The 19146-nt window shown below is 38.1% G+C and carries 16 protein-coding genes and 2 pseudogenes; 8 read left to right on the top strand and 10 right to left on the bottom strand.

The genetic code is table 11. The features are described from left to right. Window positions 1-49 precede the first annotated feature (49 nt). Window positions 50-925 (top strand): cation diffusion facilitator family transporter, encoded by an 876-nt coding sequence (locus J0J36_RS05825; protein ID WP_019292579.1) that lies wholly within the window; start codon window positions 50-52, stop codon window positions 923-925. A 434-nt stretch (window positions 926-1359) separates the two neighbouring features. Here the strand turns inward: J0J36_RS05825 and J0J36_RS05820 are convergent, their stop codons facing one another. Beyond that, window positions 1360-1797, bottom strand: coding sequence for a DUF1398 family protein (locus J0J36_RS05820; protein WP_019292578.1), 438 nt, complete (start codon window positions 1795-1797; stop codon window positions 1360-1362). A 185-nt stretch (window positions 1798-1982) separates the two neighbouring features. Further along, entirely contained in the window at window positions 1983-2138 is a 156-nt protein-coding gene (locus J0J36_RS05815) for a hypothetical protein (protein WP_016170924.1), read from the bottom strand. A gap of 220 nt (window positions 2139-2358) precedes the next feature. On the opposite strand from J0J36_RS05815, the gene J0J36_RS05810 reads away from it, so the two are divergent. Then, window positions 2359-2784: a universal stress protein gene (locus tag J0J36_RS05810; RefSeq protein ID WP_153924942.1), complete on the top strand. Its 426-nt coding sequence runs from the start codon at window positions 2359-2361 to the stop codon at window positions 2782-2784. A gap of 245 nt (window positions 2785-3029) precedes the next feature. Continuing rightward, window positions 3030-3464 (top strand): universal stress protein, encoded by a 435-nt coding sequence (locus tag J0J36_RS05805; RefSeq protein WP_004256982.1) that lies wholly within the window; start codon window positions 3030-3032, stop codon window positions 3462-3464. 216 nt (window positions 3465-3680) lie between these two features. Here the strand turns inward: J0J36_RS05805 and J0J36_RS05800 are convergent. Further along, window positions 3681-4838, bottom strand: a pseudogene (locus J0J36_RS05800) (IS3 family transposase). Window positions 4839-5014: 176 nt separating this feature from the next. On the opposite strand from J0J36_RS05800, the gene J0J36_RS05795 reads away from it, so the two are divergent. After that, the gene (locus J0J36_RS05795; protein ID WP_242520590.1) at window positions 5015-8491 is read left to right on the top strand and encodes an LPXTG cell wall anchor domain-containing protein; all 3477 of its coding nucleotides are present in this window, start codon (window positions 5015-5017) and stop codon (window positions 8489-8491) included. A 195-nt stretch (window positions 8492-8686) separates the two neighbouring features. Beyond that, on the top strand, window positions 8687-9166 hold the full coding sequence (locus J0J36_RS05790; protein ID WP_004257007.1) for a VTT domain-containing protein: 480 nt from the start codon (window positions 8687-8689) through the stop codon (window positions 9164-9166). Window positions 9167-9240: 74 nt separating this feature from the next. Here the strand turns inward: J0J36_RS05790 and J0J36_RS05785 are convergent, their stop codons facing one another. The 3 genes from J0J36_RS05785 to J0J36_RS05775 all read right to left on the bottom strand — a co-directional run bounded on the left by J0J36_RS05785 (window position 9241) and on the right by J0J36_RS05775 (window position 11396). Continuing rightward, a complete protein-coding gene (locus J0J36_RS05785) occupies window positions 9241-9837 on the bottom strand; it encodes a lipoprotein BA_5634 family protein (RefSeq protein WP_019335899.1) in 597 nt (198 codons plus the stop codon). Between the two features lie 113 nt (window positions 9838-9950). Next, on the bottom strand, window positions 9951-10754 hold the full coding sequence (locus J0J36_RS05780) for a pyruvate, water dikinase regulatory protein (RefSeq protein ID WP_019291733.1): 804 nt from the start codon (window positions 10752-10754) through the stop codon (window positions 9951-9953). A gap of 9 nt (window positions 10755-10763) precedes the next feature. Beyond that, a complete protein-coding gene (locus tag J0J36_RS05775; RefSeq protein ID WP_019291732.1) occupies window positions 10764-11396 on the bottom strand; it encodes a helix-turn-helix transcriptional regulator in 633 nt (210 codons plus the stop codon). Between the two features lie 200 nt (window positions 11397-11596). Here J0J36_RS05775 and ppdK point away from each other — a divergent pair, with 200 nt between their 5' ends. Further along, a complete protein-coding gene (ppdK, locus tag J0J36_RS05770) occupies window positions 11597-14215 on the top strand; it encodes a pyruvate, phosphate dikinase (RefSeq protein WP_019291731.1) in 2619 nt (872 codons plus the stop codon). 40 nt (window positions 14216-14255) lie between these two features. On the opposite strand, the gene J0J36_RS05765 is transcribed toward ppdK, so the two are convergent. Next, complete coding sequence (locus J0J36_RS05765; RefSeq protein ID WP_004257024.1) at window positions 14256-14654, bottom strand: phosphate-starvation-inducible PsiE family protein; 399 nt, start codon at window positions 14652-14654, stop codon at window positions 14256-14258. A 295-nt stretch (window positions 14655-14949) separates the two neighbouring features. Between J0J36_RS05765 and J0J36_RS05760 the strand changes: the two genes are divergently transcribed. Then, window positions 14950-15330 (top strand): VOC family protein, encoded by a 381-nt coding sequence (locus tag J0J36_RS05760; protein ID WP_019291730.1) that lies wholly within the window; start codon window positions 14950-14952, stop codon window positions 15328-15330. Window positions 15331-15341: 11 nt separating this feature from the next. Here the strand turns inward: J0J36_RS05760 and J0J36_RS05755 are convergent, their stop codons facing one another. Next, complete coding sequence (locus J0J36_RS05755; protein ID WP_004257029.1) at window positions 15342-15524, bottom strand: hypothetical protein; 183 nt, start codon at window positions 15522-15524, stop codon at window positions 15342-15344. Beyond that, a complete protein-coding gene (locus J0J36_RS05750; RefSeq protein ID WP_019291729.1) occupies window positions 15514-16965 on the bottom strand; it encodes a Y-family DNA polymerase in 1452 nt (483 codons plus the stop codon). Before J0J36_RS05750 ends, J0J36_RS05755 begins: the two co-directional genes overlap by 11 nt. 345 nt (window positions 16966-17310) lie before the next feature. Here J0J36_RS05750 and J0J36_RS05745 point away from each other — a divergent pair, with 345 nt between their 5' ends. Then, on the top strand, window positions 17311-17694 hold the full coding sequence (locus J0J36_RS05745) for a VOC family protein (protein ID WP_019291727.1): 384 nt from the start codon (window positions 17311-17313) through the stop codon (window positions 17692-17694). Between the two features lie 459 nt (window positions 17695-18153). On the opposite strand, the pseudogene J0J36_RS05740 reads toward J0J36_RS05745, so the two are convergent. Continuing rightward, window positions 18154-19127: pseudogene (locus J0J36_RS05740) on the bottom strand (IS3 family transposase); the annotation flags it as partial. Window positions 19128-19146: the final 19 nt, after the last annotated feature.

Genomic DNA, 19146 nt, shown 5'->3' with positions numbered 1-19146 from the left:
TCGTCGATGATACAATAGAAAGGTTACTTTTTTTCAGAAGGAGAAGGATATGGAAAATAAGAGATACAAAGAACTGAAAATCGCTGAAAAAGGCGCGTGGATTAGTATTTCAGCATATATCATTTTAGCCTTTACAAAGATATTTATGGGAATATTTGCAAACTCGGAGGCCTTGCGTGCGGATGGCTTGAACAACTTTACAGATGTGATTGCCTCAATTTCCGTACTTATAGGACTGAAACTTGCCCGAAAACCAAAGGATGATGATCATCGTTATGGGCATTGGAAATTTGAGAATATTGCGAGCATGATTACGTCTTTTATCATGCTTATGGTTGGGCTCGAAGTTTTATATTCTTCTTTTGAAAAGATTGTAAATAATTCTTTTACACCACCAAATCCCTTATCTGCGTTAGTCGGTATCGGCTCTGCTTTGATCATGGTGGCTGTGTATATCTATAACAGCAGATTAGCGAAAAAAGTTAATTCGCAAGCCTTGATGGCAGCAGCAAAGGATAATTTAAGTGATGCTTATACATCAATTGGTGCGGCTGTAGCAATCGCCGCTTCTTATCTTCACTTTTATATTTTAGACACGATAGCTGCTTTTATTATTGGTATTATTATTATCAAAACGGCTATTGATATTTTCAGAGAGAGTAGTTTTACGTTATCGGATGGTTTTCCTGAAGAAGATTTGGAAAAGTATAAGAATTATATTTTAGAAATTCCTGGTGTGAGAGGTGTCCCTTTTCTTAGAGGAAGAACTTATGGTGCCAATATTTTTCTAGACATCGTCATCTATGTGGATGCTCAACTTTCGGTTGCGGAAAGTCACTTGATTACTGAAGAAATAGAGCAGCAGCTGTCCGAAAAGTTTGAAGTTTTTGATGTCGACGTCCATGTTGAACCCTTTTCCGACTAAAAAAGTACCGGTCATTTTCCGGTACTTTTTATTGCTTACATGATAGGTAAGAGAGAAGTGAACATCATCATTCCAAAAGAAATAATGATGAAAAGTGCAATTGCTACTTTAATAATTGAGGTAAATAAAATTTTAACCATTCCTTAATTCTATCAAAAAGAAAGAAGATAAGCAAAAGAAGATTAGAACTTTTTAAGCAATAAAGGCCAGCATTTTTGTGCCTATATAAATAAGAAGAAAGAGGCATACTGCCAAAATAAGCAATGCTTGAATTAATGCTTTAAAATAAATTTTTAACATAGATGAATTTTAACAAAAATGGCAAGGAGAAGCAAAACTTCTGTGATAATAGTTTATCTTATGAAGAGATAAAATATATCATGCGCTGCACACTCCCTAATTAAAAAGACCTTGATATTTCAAAGTCTTTTTAATTAGGGAAGAAAAGATTCGGTAGATGAAACATCAATAGCAACACTGGGGTAGCTTTCTTGATAAACTTGGTCAAATGCTCCAAAATAACTCATCTGCCGTGTAGTGAAATCCACCTCATATCGGATGACTCCCGCTTTCCAAAGCGACGCCAAGAATTCAGGGAAGGAAATTTTACCGGCTTGATTTGCACGAATGTTTTGGACCAGAGCAATTTGATCAAAATCTGGGCAAGGCCCAACACGCCCGATTAAAGGGTTTCCTGGGTTTACGAGTGAGCCCGTTTCCGAAAAATAAAAACTGTCTCCAGAAGGAAGATGCCATATATTTTTTACAATTCCTTCCTGTCTTAAACATTCGGCCAGATAGGGGAAGCCCTTAGATTCAGCACCGACATGGTTTGCTTTGAGCATCGCTCTTTGAATATTTTTTGAAATCATGTGTACAATCTCTTTTCTATTCAGATATCTATGATGCCATTAAATCATAATTTAGGGAAGAAGTAAATCTTTGAGGATATATTTGGGGGAGGAAAATTAGCTTTTTGAGTACAAAAAAAGGCATCTACTTAAACGTGTGAAGTAGATACCATCACGAGGAATAATCATCCATTGCTATGAGCTCCTTATGCTAATTCTTCCAAGTTGTGCATTGCTTCTTCAATGGTACGACCAAGCCCATAAACCGCTGGATCATTAGCCAAAAATACTTTAAAAATATCTTTTGAAGTATCCAAAGATACAGTATACTTGAAATTTTTGTTTTTGTTAGTGAATGTCATAATGCATTCTCCTTTCTCTATATGATATCGACGAAAGGACACTATAACGTACATAACGAAATTCCATAATTATTGTAACACATTCTTTTTAAAAGTACAAAAAAGCTACTTTTAAAAGTAATCCTAAATATTTGTTCTAACTTTTCACTGAAATATTTGAAATGTTGCAGCGAAAGAGCGATAATAGACTTAAGGAAAGAATGAAGCGGAGGTACTAATAATGGAAAAACAATATCACAATATTTTAGTTGCACTAGATGGTTCAGATCAATCTTATAATGCCGTACATGAGGCAATTACTTTGGCAAAGAGAAACAATGCAAAACTTCATGTTTTGACTGTTAAGGATATGGAACATCATTACGGAATGACCGGTTTTGGTATCGTCGAAAATCCTGAAATTGATATGATGGCACAAGATATTTTGAAGAAAGCAGCGGAGATTATCGGTGATGAAGTACCTTATGACAGTTATGAAATTGTTGGTGCGCCCAAACATTTGATTGTCCAATTTGCAGGAGACAAGAAGATGGATTTGATTGTTATTGGCGCAACTGGGGCAGGGATGATTAATAAACTCATGTTAGGTTCAACCACACAGTTTGTTGTAAATCATGCACCATGCAATGTCTTGGTCGTTAAATAGATACAAAAAGTAGCTTGTCATTGACTTCTTTAAAAGCTTTAATTTTAGTATTGCTTAAGACAAAGGAGATATAATACAAGTATTCCAGTAAGATGTTTATCTTATCACTTCAATACGCTCACTATTGTGGGCGTATTTCTTTTACTCCTTTTTCGGTTGAGTGTTGCTTTTAAGGAAATGATTTCGTTTTTAGGGAAAGAAAATGTACAATAGAAGTAGAGAAAGACATAAAAGGAGGAATGATTATGACTGACTATTATAAAAATATTTTGGTTCCTGTGGACGGATCTGAACAATCTTACAAAGCAGTAGATGAAGCGATACGCATTGCTCGTCTCAATCATGCAAAACTACATGTTCTGACAGTAAAAGATATCAATAAATATTACGGTGCTGTTCATAAAGGTATTGTAGAAACACCAGGATTGGATCAACTTGCGCAAGATATTTTAGCAAACTGCAAAGATATTATCCGCGAACAAGTTGAATATGAAACTTATGAAATCGCAGGCAAACCGAAACTAAGAATTGTTAACTTTGCGGAAGAAGAAGATAAAAATATTGACTTAATCGTCATTGGTGCAACGGGAACAGATATGTTTGACCGACTTTTGGTAGGCTCAACCACAAATTATGTTATTAATCACGCACCTTGCAATGTCATCGTGGTTAAAAAATAGTATTCTTTGTTTGATTTAAGAAAAAAGGGTTATACTTTACTTGTTCCAAAATTTTTCATAAAACTCCCAAGTCCTCGTATTGCGAGGGCTTTTTTTGATTTTTAAACCATAGCCTCAAATCACCTATCTTCTATTTGACCTACAACCATAAGTCAGGAGGAAAAAAGGAAGCGAAGAAAGAGAAAATCTTGTTGTATTTGGACTAATGTCAAATATTTAGACACAAAATGAGCTATATTTTCTTAAAATAGTTTTCTTCTTTCTGATTTGGAGTTAAACCATTGTTTGCGGAATGAGGATTATAGTTGTTATAAAACTGTTCGATGTATTCAAAGCAAGAGAGTTGAACTTCTTGAATGGAGTGATAAGTTCTTCTGTTTATTTCCCGTTGTTTGAGGTACTTGAAAAAGGCCTCAGTGACAGCATTATCATAAGGATATCCAGGTTTGGAGTAAGAAGCAAGCAATTGATGCTCATCTAATATTTTTCTAAAGGAAGCTGATTTAAATTGGCTACCTTGATCCGAATGAAAAATGATTGGTTCCTTAGGCTTCCTCTTATTTATAGCCATCCCTAATGTGTCACAGGCAAGTTTAGCATCAATCCTGTCACTTACTTTCCAAGCAATACATTTTCTAGAGTAGAGGTCAAGGATGGCGCAGAGATAAACATGCCGTCTATGTCCTATAGAAATATAAGTGAAATCAGTTGTCCATACTTGATTCGGGGACTTAGGATTAAATTCTTGTTTAAGGAGATTATCAGAAGAAAATGCAGGAGAGTGTTTTGATTTAACTCTAGGTTTAATCGTTGACATTTTAGGGAGTGTCATAGACTTGAGAAGTCTTAAGATACGCCCCTCAGAAATATTAACGCCATAATCACGCAGGAGAATGATTTTAAAAGCTCTCGTTCCAATTCTTTTCTTGGCTTTCATATAAATCTCAAGGAGTAATTTTCTCAAGCGTTGATTTTCTATTTCACGTTTTGAGGGCTTCTTGTTTATGAAGTTATAGTAGGTGGAACGATTGACATGTAAAACACGACAGAGCATAACTGTCGTGTGTTCAAATCGGAGTCTATAGACTGCTTTTAATCTCACTTGGAGTTTTGCATGAATATGGCACTTGCTTTTTTTAAGATAAGATTTTCTTCTTCGAGTTGGGCATTCCTTTTTTGTAATTCTTGAATCTGTTTAGCAGTCAAGACCGTATTATCTTCAAGACGAACTTGAGAGTACTGCTTGATCCATTTTGCAAGTGCAGAAGGGGAGACACCATAGTCTTTACAGAGTTCGGATTGAGTTTTACCTGTTTGGTAGAGATTAACGAGAGATTGCTTAAATTCCTCGTCGTAACGTTTAAAACCTGACATAAAAGTCCTTTCATTTTTGTGTCTTAATAGACAGATTATAACACACAATTTTCTGTCCACTTTTATAGTATAGCTCCACAGGCCGTGATTCGCTGTCAGAATCTCTTTCTGAAAGTAGCTCTCTCTCAGACTCAAGTCGTGATTCTCAATCTTTATCAAATTCAACATCAAGCTCGATGAGTGTTTCACAATCCGAGTCAAGAAGTAGTTCTAGTTCTGAGAGCAGCTCCCTTTCTGTCTCAAGTCGTGATTCGGTCAGCGATTCTGTATCAGCTTCACAATCATTATCTGACTCAGCGCGTGAATCTCATTCAGAGAGTCTTTCAACATCAAGCTCAATCAGTGAATCACTTTCTGATTCGCGTAATGATTCAAGCTCAGAAAGCACTTCAAGCTCAGACTCAACCCGTGATTCAATTTCTGACTCAAGTTCAGATTCTTTGGCTTCTAACTCTGATACAAACTCTATGAGCGAATCAAGCTCCACATCGGGTTCTCACTCAACTTCAACATCAAGCTCAGAAAGCAGCTCAAGCTCAGAGTCTGGAAAAGCGTCAAGTTCCGAATCCGTATCTGAAAGCAGTTCAAATAGTCATTCAGACTCACAGTCTGTCTCTAGCCGTGATTCAGAAAGTGAGTCAAGCTCGGCTTCTGCATCTAGCTCAAGCTCACAATCTGTTTCTGAATCAGTCTCAACTTCGGACTCAGGACGCAGTTCTAGTTCCGAATCCGTATCAGAAAGTGTTTCAAACAGTTTATCTGGTTCCCAGTCTGATTCATCACGTCAATCCGAATCCGACTCCTCATCTGATTCTAGCTCAACATCACTTTCTCAGTCTGTGAGTGAGTCAACTTCGGTGTCACAATCACTGTCTCATTCTGAACCTCTTGAATCAGGGTCAGAATCTGATTCATTGAGCATTTCAACATCTATGTCAGATTCGAATCGGAATTCAAATAGTGAATCAAACAGTACGTCAGTCTCAGTAAGTCATTCACACTCACAGTCTGATAGTATTTCGGCCTCAGAGTCAGTTTCAACATCAAACTCTTCACGTGAATCTGTTTCTGACTCAGTGAGTGCTTCAACATCAACATCGGGCTCAGAGCGTGATTCAGCAAGTGCTTCAACGAGTGCCTCTGTATCTGTAAGTGAATCTGTATCTGAATCAATAAGTGATTCGACATCTGTTTCACTCTCAGTTTCAGCTTCAAGTCGTGACTCTCTCTCAGATTCATCAAGTGCTTCAACATCAACATCAGCCTCAGAACGTGATTCAGATAGCCTTTCTGTAAGTGAATCAAGCAAACTCTCAAGCAGCGAATCAGCTTCTGAAAGTACTTCACTTTCTATTTCAAGTCGTGAATCAGCTTCAGATTCAAGTTCAGAGAGTAGCTCAAGTTCAGATTCTAGCCGTCAATCAGCTTCCGAGTCTGCATCGCTTTCGACATCAATGAGTCTCTCGACATCAAGTTCAGCCTCTGAGTCAAGTTCAGAAAGTCGTTCTCTTTCAGACTCAGCGCGTGACTCAGTGAGTGCTTCAGAATCCATTCCTGAATCGCTCTCAGATTCAAGTCGTGAATCAACTTCTGAAAGTCTCTCATCATCAAGTTCCGTAAGCGAATCCCTTTCAGACTCTAGCAATGCTTCAAGCTCAGAAAGTACTTCAGCTTCAATGTCAACACTTCAATCAAGCAGTGAGTCGGTATCACAATCAACCTCTGGTTCACAGTCCGCTTCAGGTTCTGCCTCACTTTCAGCTTCAGAATCCATAAGTGTTTCCCAATCACTTTCAGGTTCACAGAGTGCATCTAGCAGCCAATCAAGCTCTGCATCTGAGTCCGTAAATCATTCGCAAAGTGATTCAGTGTCTGTTTCCATATCAACATCAAGTTCAGAGCGCCAATCTCTTTCTGATTCGGTATCGACATCGGTGTCAATCAGTGATTCACTTTCGACATCTTTATCAACATCAAGTTCAGAGAGCCTATCTGTATCAAATTCGAACCGTAACTCTACTTCAGAGTCATCTTCAGAATCATTAGCTTCAAATTCTAATACTCACTCTGCAAGTAACTCAGCTTCAGATTCTGCCTCACATTCAGTATCAACATCAGCCTCTGAGTCACTCTCTATTTCGGGTTCAGAGCAAGCTTCAAGCTCGGACTCAGTATCTGAAAGTGTGTCTGTGAGTGGATCTGTATCCACCTCAGCATCTGAAAGAGACTCTTTAAGTGAATCTGTCTCAGGATCTTTATCAGGCTCAAGTTCCGCTTCACTCTCAGCCTCAGCATCCTCATCGGATTCAAGTAGAGCTTCAAGTTCAGAATCAGCTTCAGATAGTTTGTCAGTAAGTGAATCAATCGTTCATTCAACTTCAGAACGTGATTCGCTGAGTGAGTCTATTTCAACCTCTGTTTCAACTTCAGCATCCTTATCTGTCTCAGATTCAGTATCTGCCTCAGAATCAGGTAAGGCCTCAAGTTCAGAGTCTTCATCTGAAAGTAGCTCAAATAGCATATCTGATTCACTTTCTGACTCGCAACGTGAATCACTCAGTGATTCAGTTTCAGATTCGATCTCTGTATCTGTTTCGACCTCCGTTTCAGAATCAACTTCAGCATCTGTTTCAGGCGAGCAGTCAAGCTCAGAGTCTTCATCTGAAAGCAGTTCAAATAGTGTGTCAGTCTCTCAGTCAGATTCTGACCGTGGTTCTGATTCAACATCAAGCTCAACTTCAACATCAAGTTCAGCTTCTCAATCCGTGAGCGAGTCAACTTCAGTATCACATTCACTTTCTCAGTCTGAACCAGTAGAATCAGGTTCAGCGTCTGATTCCTTAAGTGATTCGACCTCTCTCTCTGATTCAAACCGAAATTCAATCAGTGAATCTGTGAGTCAGTCTGTTTCGACAAGTGATTCTCTGTCCGTATCTACAAGTGATTCAGTCTCTGTATCAGATTCAGTGTCTGCTTCAGGACGTGAGTCAGTGTCTGAGTCTTCCAGTCTTTCAACATCGATTTCAGCTTCAGAACGCGATTCTCTCAGCGATTTAGTGAGTCAATCAGTTTCGACAAGTGCTTCCCTGTCAGTTTCGACAAGTGATTCAGTCTCTGTATCGTCATCACTCTCTGAATCAAACCGCGATTCCGTCAGTGACTCTGCCAGCCTTTCGACATCGATTTCAGCTTCAGAACGCGATTCTCTCAGCGATTCAGTGAGTCAATCTGGTTCGACAAGTGATTCTCTGTCGGTATCCACAAGTGATTCAGTCTCTGTTTCATCTTCAACTTCTGAATCAAGTCGTGACTCCACAAGTGACTCAGCGAGTGAGTCAACTTCGATATCAACTTCAAACAGAGAATCTGTTTCAGAATCAGCATCGGAGAGTGGCTCAACATCTCTATCACTAAGTGATTCAGACTCACTTTCAACCTCATCGTCAATGTCTGAATCAGCATCTGTATCGTCAAGTGAATCAATTTCAGTATCACTAAGCGCATCTGAATCAACATCTTTAGCATCAAGAAATTCAGAACACATGAGCACATTGCCACATACTGGTGATAAGGATTCTATTGGCTTAGGTATGCTAGGCTTAGGATTAATAGGCGCAGCAGCTCTTGGTAAGAAGAAAAAGAAAAAAGCTTAAGAACAAACAAAAAAATATTTAGGAAGGAATAAAATAAAGCAAGTACTAAGGTACTTGCTTTTTATTACAGAAGAAGTTGCAGTCTTTTAGTTTATATTTTATGTAAAACAAAAGAATTTGACTTTTTAATATATTATGTTTCAATAGTAGAGAGCTTTATAATTAAGCTTATGTAAAATAAGAGGAGTGAAACAGATGGTTGAAAAGATGCTGAATTGGGTGGCAAGTTTGCCCCTCTGGCAAGCCACCTTGTTCTTGTTTATTGTTGTTTTCTTTAGAGCACAGATGACCTTTGGTCTAGGAAAACTCATTCATATGGGAATATTGAAGACAAAATGGGGTAAAAAGGCAGAGAAATCCGAAGAAAATCGAGCAGGAATGCTCGCTCTTCAAAAATATGGATGGCCTGTTATACCTTTGAGTTTCTTGACAGTTGGTTTTCAAACTGTCGTACAGCTTGCGGCTGGCATGTTAGATTGGAAATGGAGCAAGTACACACTTGTAGCCCTTCCAGGCTATTTAGCTTGGGGCTTTGTCTACGCTGCAGGAGGCCTGACCTTATTCCGCTCGATTGCTAATGGCTCAATTGGCTTATTGATTCTTTTTGTTATTATCGTATTATTACTTTGGAGTGTTGGGACATTTTTAGTGAAAAAACTTAAACCTAATGCATAACACAAGGAACTTGTTCATATTTTATTTTTTATTTAAATATGGATGCAATATAAAAAACACAACCTTGGTTGTGTTTATTTTTGTTTAAAATTAAAAATTTGTGCTTTATCGGCTTTGTACTCTGTTAAAGCATGTGCAGCATCTCTTTTTTCTTCAATCATGCTGACATATTTGGCAGGAGCTTGGAACTTTTTGAAGGCTTCTTTGTCAAGAACAAGTGTTTTTTTCGTCATGCTTGATTCACCTAAGACAACATATTCCGTTGTTGCAGCAGTAAAACGTTGCCCTTTTTCATCTTCGATAGTGTTTACTTGTGTATCAGCTGTCCATAAAGCAGGAGTTTTCGGAAGTGAGGTAACATGTTTAAAGTTAAATTCGTCTCCCTTTTTGCTTACTGTGTTGACAGCTTTTGCTTGAATCAATTTCTCAGCAGAAGCAGCATCTAATACTAAAGTATCCGTTTCAGTGATATATTTTCCTTCCACAGTGATGTTGTTTTTTATGTAAGATTGGTTGTCTTTTAAGCTTTGTTCGAGCTCTTTTTTGTCAGAACTATAAAGAATGATGCCATGAACAGGCTGGTGGAATAAAGAGATAACTTTACTAACGGCAAAGTAGCCTCCTGCGATAAACAAGATGAGTGCTGGAATAATCCAAAGTTTCTTTGTCAATGTAGTGTTGTCCTTTTCTAAAGTTTTTTTATTTCTTTATTTATTTTATCAGGGAATTAGGATTCAAAAACTTACTCTTCTGTAAGATAAAAAAAAAAGCACTTGTGTGCTTTTTATTTTTGGATAAGATTCTCAATAAGCATTGAGCTTTCTTCAATTGAACGTTTACTGACATCAATTGTCTCGATGCCCAATTGCTCAAAGAGTGTATCTGCATAAGCCAACTCTTCAAGAATACGCTTTTCATCAGAATACATGGATTTTTTTTTAAGCCCAAGCGTTTGTTCTCGGTAGCTTCGTATATTACTTAAACTTTCAGAAGTACTGGTTAAGCCGATAATCTTACGCGGATCAACTTTATAAAGTTCTTTAGCCACTTCGACCTCTGGAATGATCGGGAGATTTGCTACCTTGTAACCTTTGTTGGCCAAGTACATACTCAGTGGTGTTTTTGAAGTTCGCGAGACACCCAGAAGCACAATATCGGCATTTAAAAAGCCTTTAGGATCTTTGCCATCGTCATATTTTACCGCAAATTCGATAGCAGCTACACGATTAAAATAGGCTTGATTTAACCGATGAACACTGCCGGACTCTTGTGTAGGTTGCTCCCCTGAGCGTTCTTCAATAAGGTGCATGAGTGGCGACATAAAGTCCACATAGGCCAAATCATGTGTATCTGAAAATTTTTTGACACAAGCTACTAAAGACTTATCAACGAGAGTGATGGCAACCAGTGCATTTTCTTTTTTGGCATCATTCAAAATTTCTAATAGGGAAGCTTTATCATTGGTAAAAGGATAAAGCTGAACATCTGATAAATCAACAGTTGGAAATTGTGCCACAACAGCAGAAATAATTTTTTTGGCTGTTTCACCGACAGAGTCAGTAATGAGATAAATTTTTATATTTTGCATTTTGTCCCCTTAATCTTCGCCTTGCATTTCATTTCCTGTTTGGATGAAAGCGTTCATGATGTGTTTGATGGATATTTTACCGATGATTTTTTTCGAGTCTACTTTTTCAAGCACAGGTAAGCTATCAACCTCGTATTGGGAAAGAATATTCCCAGCTTCAAGTAAAGTCTTGTCGGCAGTTATAGTATGAATATTAGGCATACGTGTCATTATGACAGCAACGGGTGTTTTCTCCAGATTGTTGCCACTAATAGCGAAGCGGAGAAGATCTTTCCGAGAAAGAAGGCCAGCTAAATCGCCATTTTCATTTTTGACATATATACTGCCAATATCATAGAGAAAAAGACTTGTCGCAGCGTCGTAAACAGACATATTTTGCTCAACAATCAGGGGCGAAGTCATAACGTCTGCTACTTTTTTTGAGTAGCAGCTTTCAATATAAAGAGGCTGCATTTTTTGCCCCGTATAGAAATAGCCCACCTTTGGCTTAGCATCAAGTAATCCCGTCATGGTTAGTATAGACAAGTCGTTCCTTAAAGTTGCACGACTTAAACCTAAATTTTGTGCAATTTTTTCACCACTTATGGGCTGTTCTGCTTTTACGATATTAATTATTTCAGTTTGTCTTGTTGTCAGTTTCAAGTGCCACTCCTTAATAAATAAGACATACTATATATTATATGTGTTTTATCTTTTAAAAGCAATTTATAAAAGGAAATCTGCTATATATAAGGTAAATAAGCCATAAAAGAATACGGTTACAAAACGCTTGACAATAAATGTGACATACTATATAATGTGTTTATTCACCAAATAGTATGTCACATATAAAGGAGACGCGAATGTCACGAGCAAAAAAACGGGTTTATAACTTTACAGAAGGTTCAAAAGAACAAAAGGCTCTCTTGGGAGGAAAGGGAGCAAATCTTGCAGAGATGACTGGGATTGGTTTACCCGTACCCAGAGGATTTACCATAACTACAGAAGCTTGCTTAGAGTATCTGGATTCAAAAAAATTATTGTCTGAGTTGGTTAAGGAAATAAAAGAGCATATTGTGAGGCTAGAAAATGAAACGGGGAAGAAATTTGCAGATGAGGAAAATCCACTTTTAGTTTCGGTCAGAAGTGGCTCAAAATTTTCAATGCCGGGTATGATGGATACCATTTTGAATTTAGGTTTAAACCATCAGAGTGTTGAAATTTTTGCCCGCAAGACTGGGAATCCTGTGTTTGCTTATGATTGTTACCGTCGTTTAATTCAAATGTTTGGCGATGTGGTTAAAGGCGTGGATAAAAACATTTTTGAAGAAGCGCTCACGCAATATAAAGCAGCACATGGTTACAGCTCAGATATTGAGATGAAAGCGGAAGATTGGAAGGAGATTATCCAACAATTTACCACAATCTATCTGAAAGAGGTTGGTGAAAACTTTCCCCAAGACCCATCTAAACAGCTTTATGCTGCAGTAGAAGCGGTATTTACTTCTTGGAATAATCCGCGCGCTGTAACTTACCGTCGTATCCATGAAATCTCCGATAAACTTGGAACAGCTGTTAATATCCAAGAAATGGTGTTTGGAAATACTGGCGGGAATAGTGGCACAGGAGTTGCCTTTACACGTAATCCCGCCACAGGAGAAGCCGGTGTTTTTGGCGAATTTTTGCTGAATGCTCAAGGTGAAGATGTTGTTGCAGGGATTCGGACACCGCGTCCAATACAAGAGCTGAAACAAGACCAACCCGCGATTTATTTGCAATTTGAAAAAATATGCCATCAGTTGGAAGCGCATTATCAAGATATGCAAGATATCGAGTTTACCATAGAAGAGGGAAAACTCTTCATTCTTCAAACACGTAACGGGAAACGAACAGCAAAGGCCGCTTTTAAAATTGCGACTCAAATGGCAGAAGATGGCGTAATAAGTAAGGAGGAGAGCTTGAAACGCCTAACGCCTTCCATGATTACTCAACTGCTTCATCCTGTGTTTGATGAACAAATGTTGGCGGAGAGTCAAGCTATAGCAAAAGGATTACCTGCGAGCCCTGGTGCAGCTTCTGGGAGAGTTTATTTCCATGCAGAGGATGCGCAAAACGCACACGCGGCGGGACAAAAAGTTATCCTTCTTCGAACAGAAACTTCACCAGAAGATATTGAAGGTATGGTTGTGAGTGAGGCCATTGTCACATCTCGTGGAGGAATGACCTCTCATGCGGCTGTCGTAGCACGAGGTATGGGGGTGTGCTGCGTGGTTGGATGTGAACAATTAACGATTAATGAAAAACTCAAACAAGCATACGATGGTACACATACCATAAATGAAGGTGATTTACTCTCAGTAGATGGTACAACAGGAAAAATCTACCGGGGTGAAATTAAACTTGATAAGGCACAAGATCTCGATCTTTTAGTAAAAGTGCTCAAATGGGCCTCTCACATAGGGAAGTTGCAGGTCAGAGCAAATGCTGAAACTGTTGAAGATATCAGAGCTGCGTTAGAGTTTGGTGCGAGCGGTATTGGCTTGGCGCGTACAGAACATATGTTTTTTGGAAAAGAACGAATTTTGGAAATGCGTAAAATGTTTCTCTCAGAAGATCAACTGCAGCGTAAGCAATCGCTTGAAACACTCAAAGAATTCCAGAAAAAAGATTTTGCTGAAATTTTGAATCTCACCGAGGGAATGCCGTGTACGATTCGCCTTTTGGATCCGCCGCTTCACGAATTTATGCCTAAAACGAAGGAAGAATATGAACAAGTGGCTGAAGCATGCGGTCAAACGGTTGACTTTATCATGCAAAGAGGGAAAGATCTTGAAGAGTTCAATCCAATGCTGGGGCATCGTGGTTGTCGTTTAGCCATAACTTATCCTGAAATATATGAAATGCAGGTTGAAGCCATAATGGAAGCTGCTTTGGAGCTTGCTAAAACAGGAAAGCAGGTCAAACCAGAGATTATGATTCCTTTAGTTGCTGAAGAAAAAGAATTGTCTTATCTTAAAAAGATGTTGGAAGACAAAATTCAACATGTCTTTGAAAAACACAAGATGAAACTGACATATAAAATCGGTGCAATGCTTGAAATTCCAAGAGCCTGCTTGACGGCCGACCAGCTTGCGACTTCGGCACAGTTCTTCAGCTTTGGTACCAATGACTTGACACAGCTGACCTATGGCTTTTCTCGTGATGATTCGGTCAAATTTTTGCCAGACTACATTGAGAAAGGGATTTTAGAAGATGATCCTTTTCAACATTTGGATCAGAAAGGCGTGGGCAGTTTGATGAAAACAGCAATAGAGCTTGTCAAACCGCGGCATAAGGATATTAGTTTTGGGGTGTGTGGTGAAGTGGGAGGCGATCCAGACTCCGTTGCTTTTCTTCAAAACATCGGTTTGGATTATGTATCATGTTCACCATACCGCGTTCCTGCAGTTCTTCTTACGGTTGCACAGATGAGTATTAAGTAAGAGGATGTAAAAAACCTTCGACAATAAGCGAAGGTTTTTATTATTTTAAATCTCCCCAAAGGTTGAGCATCACAGTTCCAATGATGAGGACCAAAATGGCTGAACATTGGAGGAACAGGCTGAGTTGAGAAGTTTCGTGATTTGAAATCAAAAGTCGAACGATCGAAGCAACGGCGATATAGATATATTTCTTGATTGTTGGGTGATCATTATCCGAAAGATAGTGAATGATGAGTTCTAAAAATTCCAAAAAGAGGAAAAAAGTTAAGATACGGTCAATAATATCGTAGAAACTGTAATCAATAAATCCAGTAGTGAAGGAGGAGAGAAGGACCCAAATCTCTTTAAACATAAGGAAGGCAATAACCAACCCGAGTAAACTTAAACAGACTTTTATGATGACATTAAAAGTTTTCGATAAAAAATTAAATTGAATCAAATGAGAACCTCCGTGATTAGTCGCGTAATTTTATAATTCTAGTATAGCACAGGAACATAGGCTTTGAGGAGCAATTAGACTTGGAAAAATTAACTGAATATTTGAAAATAAGAGAACTCTTATTAAAAAGATGCATTTTCTTATTACATTGGCTAAATGTATAAATTATCCCTCTCGGTATTCCAGAGTTTCTAAATTGTTTTTTGCCTTAGACTGTGGGATAATCAATGTATAAGAAGAAGGTGCGTTTATAACAAACCGCCATTTGTTTACTTTATAGAAAAGAGAAAATACTATGATTAATCTTTGTAATATGCTTTATGTTTCAGATGTCCCAAAGCACGCAGAATTTTGGACGAAAGTCGGTTTGCAAGAACTTCGCCGTCAAGGTTCAGGCTCACAAGAAACGGTGATTTTTGCAGTGGATGCGAATGCGCCAAGCGCACGTATTCAATTATGGAATCTGGATTTTATTCGTCAAAATTCACCAGAAGTGGCGGACATGAAAGGCTCAATGCTCTTTACTGTAGATAACCTAGAAGAGTGGCACTCGCGTGTTGCTGAAGCAACGGATACAGTGAGTGAAATCAATGATTTCCAAGGTATGGTGAACTTTAACTTCCAAGATCCGGATGGCAATTATTATGCCTTTGCACAGTCTGAGTTACCAGAATGATGTGCAAAATCTTAATCGTCTAATTTTGAAGTTGCTTTCTTTGGGAATGTTTCATTTTCTAATTCCTCTTTCTCTCGCAATTTCCGCTGTGCCTCAGACAGTTCTCCGGTGGCGAAAGCTCCCCATTTCATCATGCCTCTGTCATGATAGTTACGGATGGATTCATAAGGGCTATATGAGCGATCAACTGTCATTTTTTTCTCCTCCTGCGGCTGCATGGCCGCCAATCATTTTGTTTCTTTCTAAAACTCTAGAGCCAGCTGTCAAAACGCTGGCTTTTTGAATGGCTGTAAAGTCAAATTTATCACGTATTTCATCGATGGCATCTTGCAGAGCTTCCTGTTTTTGATGGGTGATGACCTGAGATTCATTGGGGAGCATTGTTTCAAAAAGATTAAGTTGCTTAATATTTTCGCTAGATAAATCAAAACCGCCGATACCGATTTCTCTTACAATTTCACCATGATATTTTTCTCTAAAGAGGCGCAAAAACTCGGATTGAATATCCGTCGTACTTTGAGTGGGTTCAATTTTACTGGCTGTCTTTATTGAAGAAGAGTCCTCTTTGTAGGAAGGTTTAACATAGAGCGAGAGACCGCCCGCAAGCTTTTTCCCTTTTCGAAGTCGAATAGCAAGATGCTCAGCCATTTCCTTAATCACTAGCTCTATTTCATCTTGCTGTACATAGTCACGTGGCAAAATCTGACTGTTGCTGTAGCTTTCTGATTTTTTGTGGTGTTTCTCGCGAACATTGGTTTCATCAATACCATGAGCATGAAAAAATTGTTGAAGACCAACGATTCCCATTTTGCGTTTAATCCTATCAGGGTTTGCATGGGCTAGATCCTTGATAGAGTAAATTCCTAACTTATTGAATCTTTTCTCTGTTCGTCTTCCAATCCCCCAAAAATCAGTCATTTTGGGAAGTGTCCAAACTTTATTAGGGACGTCCTCATAACGAATGAGTGCCCGCATAGTTGCGCTGTGCTTGGCATAATTATCCATCGCCAACTTAGCCAGCAAGGGATTATCTCCCATTCCAACGGTCACAAATAGGCCCATTTGCTCAAGGACTTTATGCTGTAAATCCTGGGCTAACAAATCCATTTGCTCATATTTATCTTTGATGTCAGGGTAGAAAAGATTCAGGGATTCTGTAACATCAAGGAAGGACTCATCAATAGAATACGAGTGAATTTCTTCAGAAGAAGTATAGTTAGCCAAAAGTTGTTGCATCTCGATATTCTTATCAATATAAAGGGCCATCTGCGGGGGAACGATAAGTGTGCGCTTAGCCCAACTTTCAATAAAAGCGACATGTTGCATTGAGGGTTCTGTGCGTTGCCCGTAAATGTCAGTATGTTTGGCATACCAACGCCGGTAGTTAAACTTCCTATTTTCCAGTAAAAAAGGTAAATCTGCCGCACGACTGACGTTAGATTTTCCAAAAACCTCTTTAAATTTTGGACTTGAAGCTAAGATAAGGCCATAGGAGTGATCTGAGCGACTCATGACACAAAGAGAACTCTTTAAAGGATGAAGCCCTCTCTCCACACATTCGATTGAGGCATAGTTCGATTTCACATCCTCAAAAAAAATTGCGCGCCGTGGTTCATACGTATAGTCAATAAACATATTATATCCTCAATAAATATTGATTTATTCAATATTATATACCTATAAAAGGAATAAAACAAAGAAAAATAATTATAAATTCAATATTTATTCTTTATGTAATCTAAATGATGTTTTATAAAAAAATGTAATAGAAAAACACATGAGATTCTCAAATTTTTAGTAAAAATAGGAATGGGAATGCTATAATGAAAGTAACGAAAATGTAATAAAAGAAAGAGCTATGAAAATTTTAATCATTCAAAAAAAGACACCGTACGGTCGTAAGTTAAAGATAGCTTCAGTGGTCAGCTTGACCACATTGCTGCACGCAAAGACGAAGATTGAGTTTGAAGTTAGGAGTGAATGAACATGATTACCATAGAAGGATTTTATTTCACGGTTACAGACCTCGATAAATCAATCAAGTTTTACGAGGAATTATTGGGCATAAGTCCCACCCATGTTGAAGCCAATCGCTGGGCGGATTTTTATCAAGGTGACAAACACTTCGGACTATTGTGTGACGCAGAGATTAATCAGTGCCGTGCAGTTGGCAACAACGGCGTTCTCAATTTTTACTCCGACAACATACAGCAAGATTATGAGCAGATAAAGAATATGGGCGCGAAAATAATAGATAAGCTTTGTGATACGCCCGACTCACCATATGAATATCTCAGTTTTACCGTCCTTGACCCGGACGAAAATAGGATTGAAATTGCATGGTATCCTGTAACCATACAATAATGAATGAGAGGGCAACATGAAACTAAAAGTCGGTTGTAGAAAGTAAGATTATTTTGTTGCTTTATACCTCGTATGAAAGAGCAGGACTCCATTTACAATTTAATGTAATCTTTTATCAAGAGGGATTTTGGTTTTCTAGTGTTTATGATACAGTTGCTGAGCAGTGGGACACCGACCATTGTGATTACAAGGTTGAGGTTGTTCTTGAGAACGCTTTAAGTATACTTACACTCTGGCAGAACTGGATGAGTTGCAAAAAGTATATGTATTGGCTAATGAAAAGCCACTATCATTTTCGTAAAAAAGTTGTAACTTTTTGTTATAATGGTTTTATGACATACCATAAAAAGCGCGGAGTACTTTCTACTAAATCTAGAAAAATCTTTCGTTTTACTGTAAAATTTTTGATTATCCTGTTTGTAATAGTGGATCTTTTGGAACTGGACTAATGTCAAATATTTAGACACAAAATGAGCTATATTTTCTTAAAATAGTTTTCTTCTTTCTGATTTGGAGTTAAACCATTGTTTGCGGAATGAGGATTATAGTTGTTATAAAACTGTTCGATGTATTCAAAGCAAGAGAGTTGAACTTCTTGAATGGAGTGATAAGTTCTTCTGTTTATTTCCCGTTGTTTGAGGTACTTGAAAAAGGCCTCAGTGACAGCATTATCATAAGGATATCCAGGTTTGGAGTAAGAAGCAAGCAATTGATGCTCATCTAATATTTTTCTAAAGGAAGCTGATTTAAATTGGCTACCTTGATCCGAATGAAAAATGATTGGTTCCTTAGGCTTCCTCTTATTTATAGCCATCCCTAATGTGTCACAGGCAAGTTTAGCATCAATCCTGTCACTTACTTTCCAAGCAATACATTTTCTAGAGTAGAGGTCAAGGATGGCGCAGAGATAAACATGCCGTCTATGTCCTATAGAAATATAAGTGAAATCAGTTGTCCATACTTGATTCGGGGACTTAGGATTAAATTCTTGTTTAAGGAGATTATCAGAAGAAAATGCAGGAGAGTGTTTTGATTTAACTCTAGGTTTAATCGTTGACATTTTAGGGAGTGTCATAGACTTGAGAAGTCTTAAGATACGCCCCTCAGAAATATTAACGCCATAATCACGCAGGAGAATAATTTTAAAAGCTCTCGTTCCAATTCTTTTCTTGGCTTTCATATAAATCTCAAGGAGTAATTTTCTCAAGCGTTGATTTTCTATTTCACGTTTTGAGGGCTTCTTGTTTATGAAGTTATAGTAGGTGGAACGCTTGACATGTAAAACACGACAGAGCATAACTGTCGTGTGTTCAAATCGGAGTCTATAGACTGCTTTTAATCTCACTTGGAGTTTTGCATGAATATGGCACTTGCTTTTTTTAAGATAAGATTTTCTTCTTCGAGTTGGGCATTCCTTTTTTGTAATTCTTGAATCTGTTTAGCAGTGGACTA

The sequence above is a fragment of the Lactococcus sp. LG1074 genome, assembly GCF_017309525.1.
Taxonomy (GTDB): domain Bacteria; phylum Bacillota; class Bacilli; order Lactobacillales; family Streptococcaceae; genus Lactococcus; species Lactococcus petauri.
This window is presented reverse-complemented; position numbering and strand designations above follow the sequence as displayed.

Coding starts and splice junctions, on each gene's coding strand:
- J0J36_RS05825 (WP_019292579.1), top strand. CDS start 50: ATGGAAAATAAGAGATACAAAGAACTGAAAATCGCTGAAAAAGGCGCG.
- J0J36_RS05820 (WP_019292578.1), bottom strand. CDS start 1,797: ATGATTTCAAAAAATATTCAAAGAGCGATGCTCAAAGCAAACCATGTC.
- J0J36_RS05815 (WP_016170924.1), bottom strand. CDS start 2,138: ATGACATTCACTAACAAAAACAAAAATTTCAAGTATACTGTATCTTTG.
- J0J36_RS05810 (WP_153924942.1), top strand. CDS start 2,359: ATGGAAAAACAATATCACAATATTTTAGTTGCACTAGATGGTTCAGAT.
- J0J36_RS05805 (WP_004256982.1), top strand. CDS start 3,030: ATGACTGACTATTATAAAAATATTTTGGTTCCTGTGGACGGATCTGAA.
- J0J36_RS05795 (WP_242520590.1), top strand. CDS start 5,015: ATGAGTGTTTCACAATCCGAGTCAAGAAGTAGTTCTAGTTCTGAGAGC.
- J0J36_RS05790 (WP_004257007.1), top strand. CDS start 8,687: ATGGTTGAAAAGATGCTGAATTGGGTGGCAAGTTTGCCCCTCTGGCAA.
- J0J36_RS05780 (WP_019291733.1), bottom strand. CDS start 10,754: ATGCAAAATATAAAAATTTATCTCATTACTGACTCTGTCGGTGAAACA.
- ppdK (WP_019291731.1), top strand. CDS start 11,597: ATGTCACGAGCAAAAAAACGGGTTTATAACTTTACAGAAGGTTCAAAA.
- J0J36_RS05760 (WP_019291730.1), top strand. CDS start 14,950: ATGATTAATCTTTGTAATATGCTTTATGTTTCAGATGTCCCAAAGCAC.
- J0J36_RS05755 (WP_004257029.1), bottom strand. CDS start 15,524: ATGACAGTTGATCGCTCATATAGCCCTTATGAATCCATCCGTAACTAT.
- J0J36_RS05750 (WP_019291729.1), bottom strand. CDS start 16,965: ATGTTTATTGACTATACGTATGAACCACGGCGCGCAATTTTTTTTGAG.
- J0J36_RS05745 (WP_019291727.1), top strand. CDS start 17,311: ATGAACATGATTACCATAGAAGGATTTTATTTCACGGTTACAGACCTC.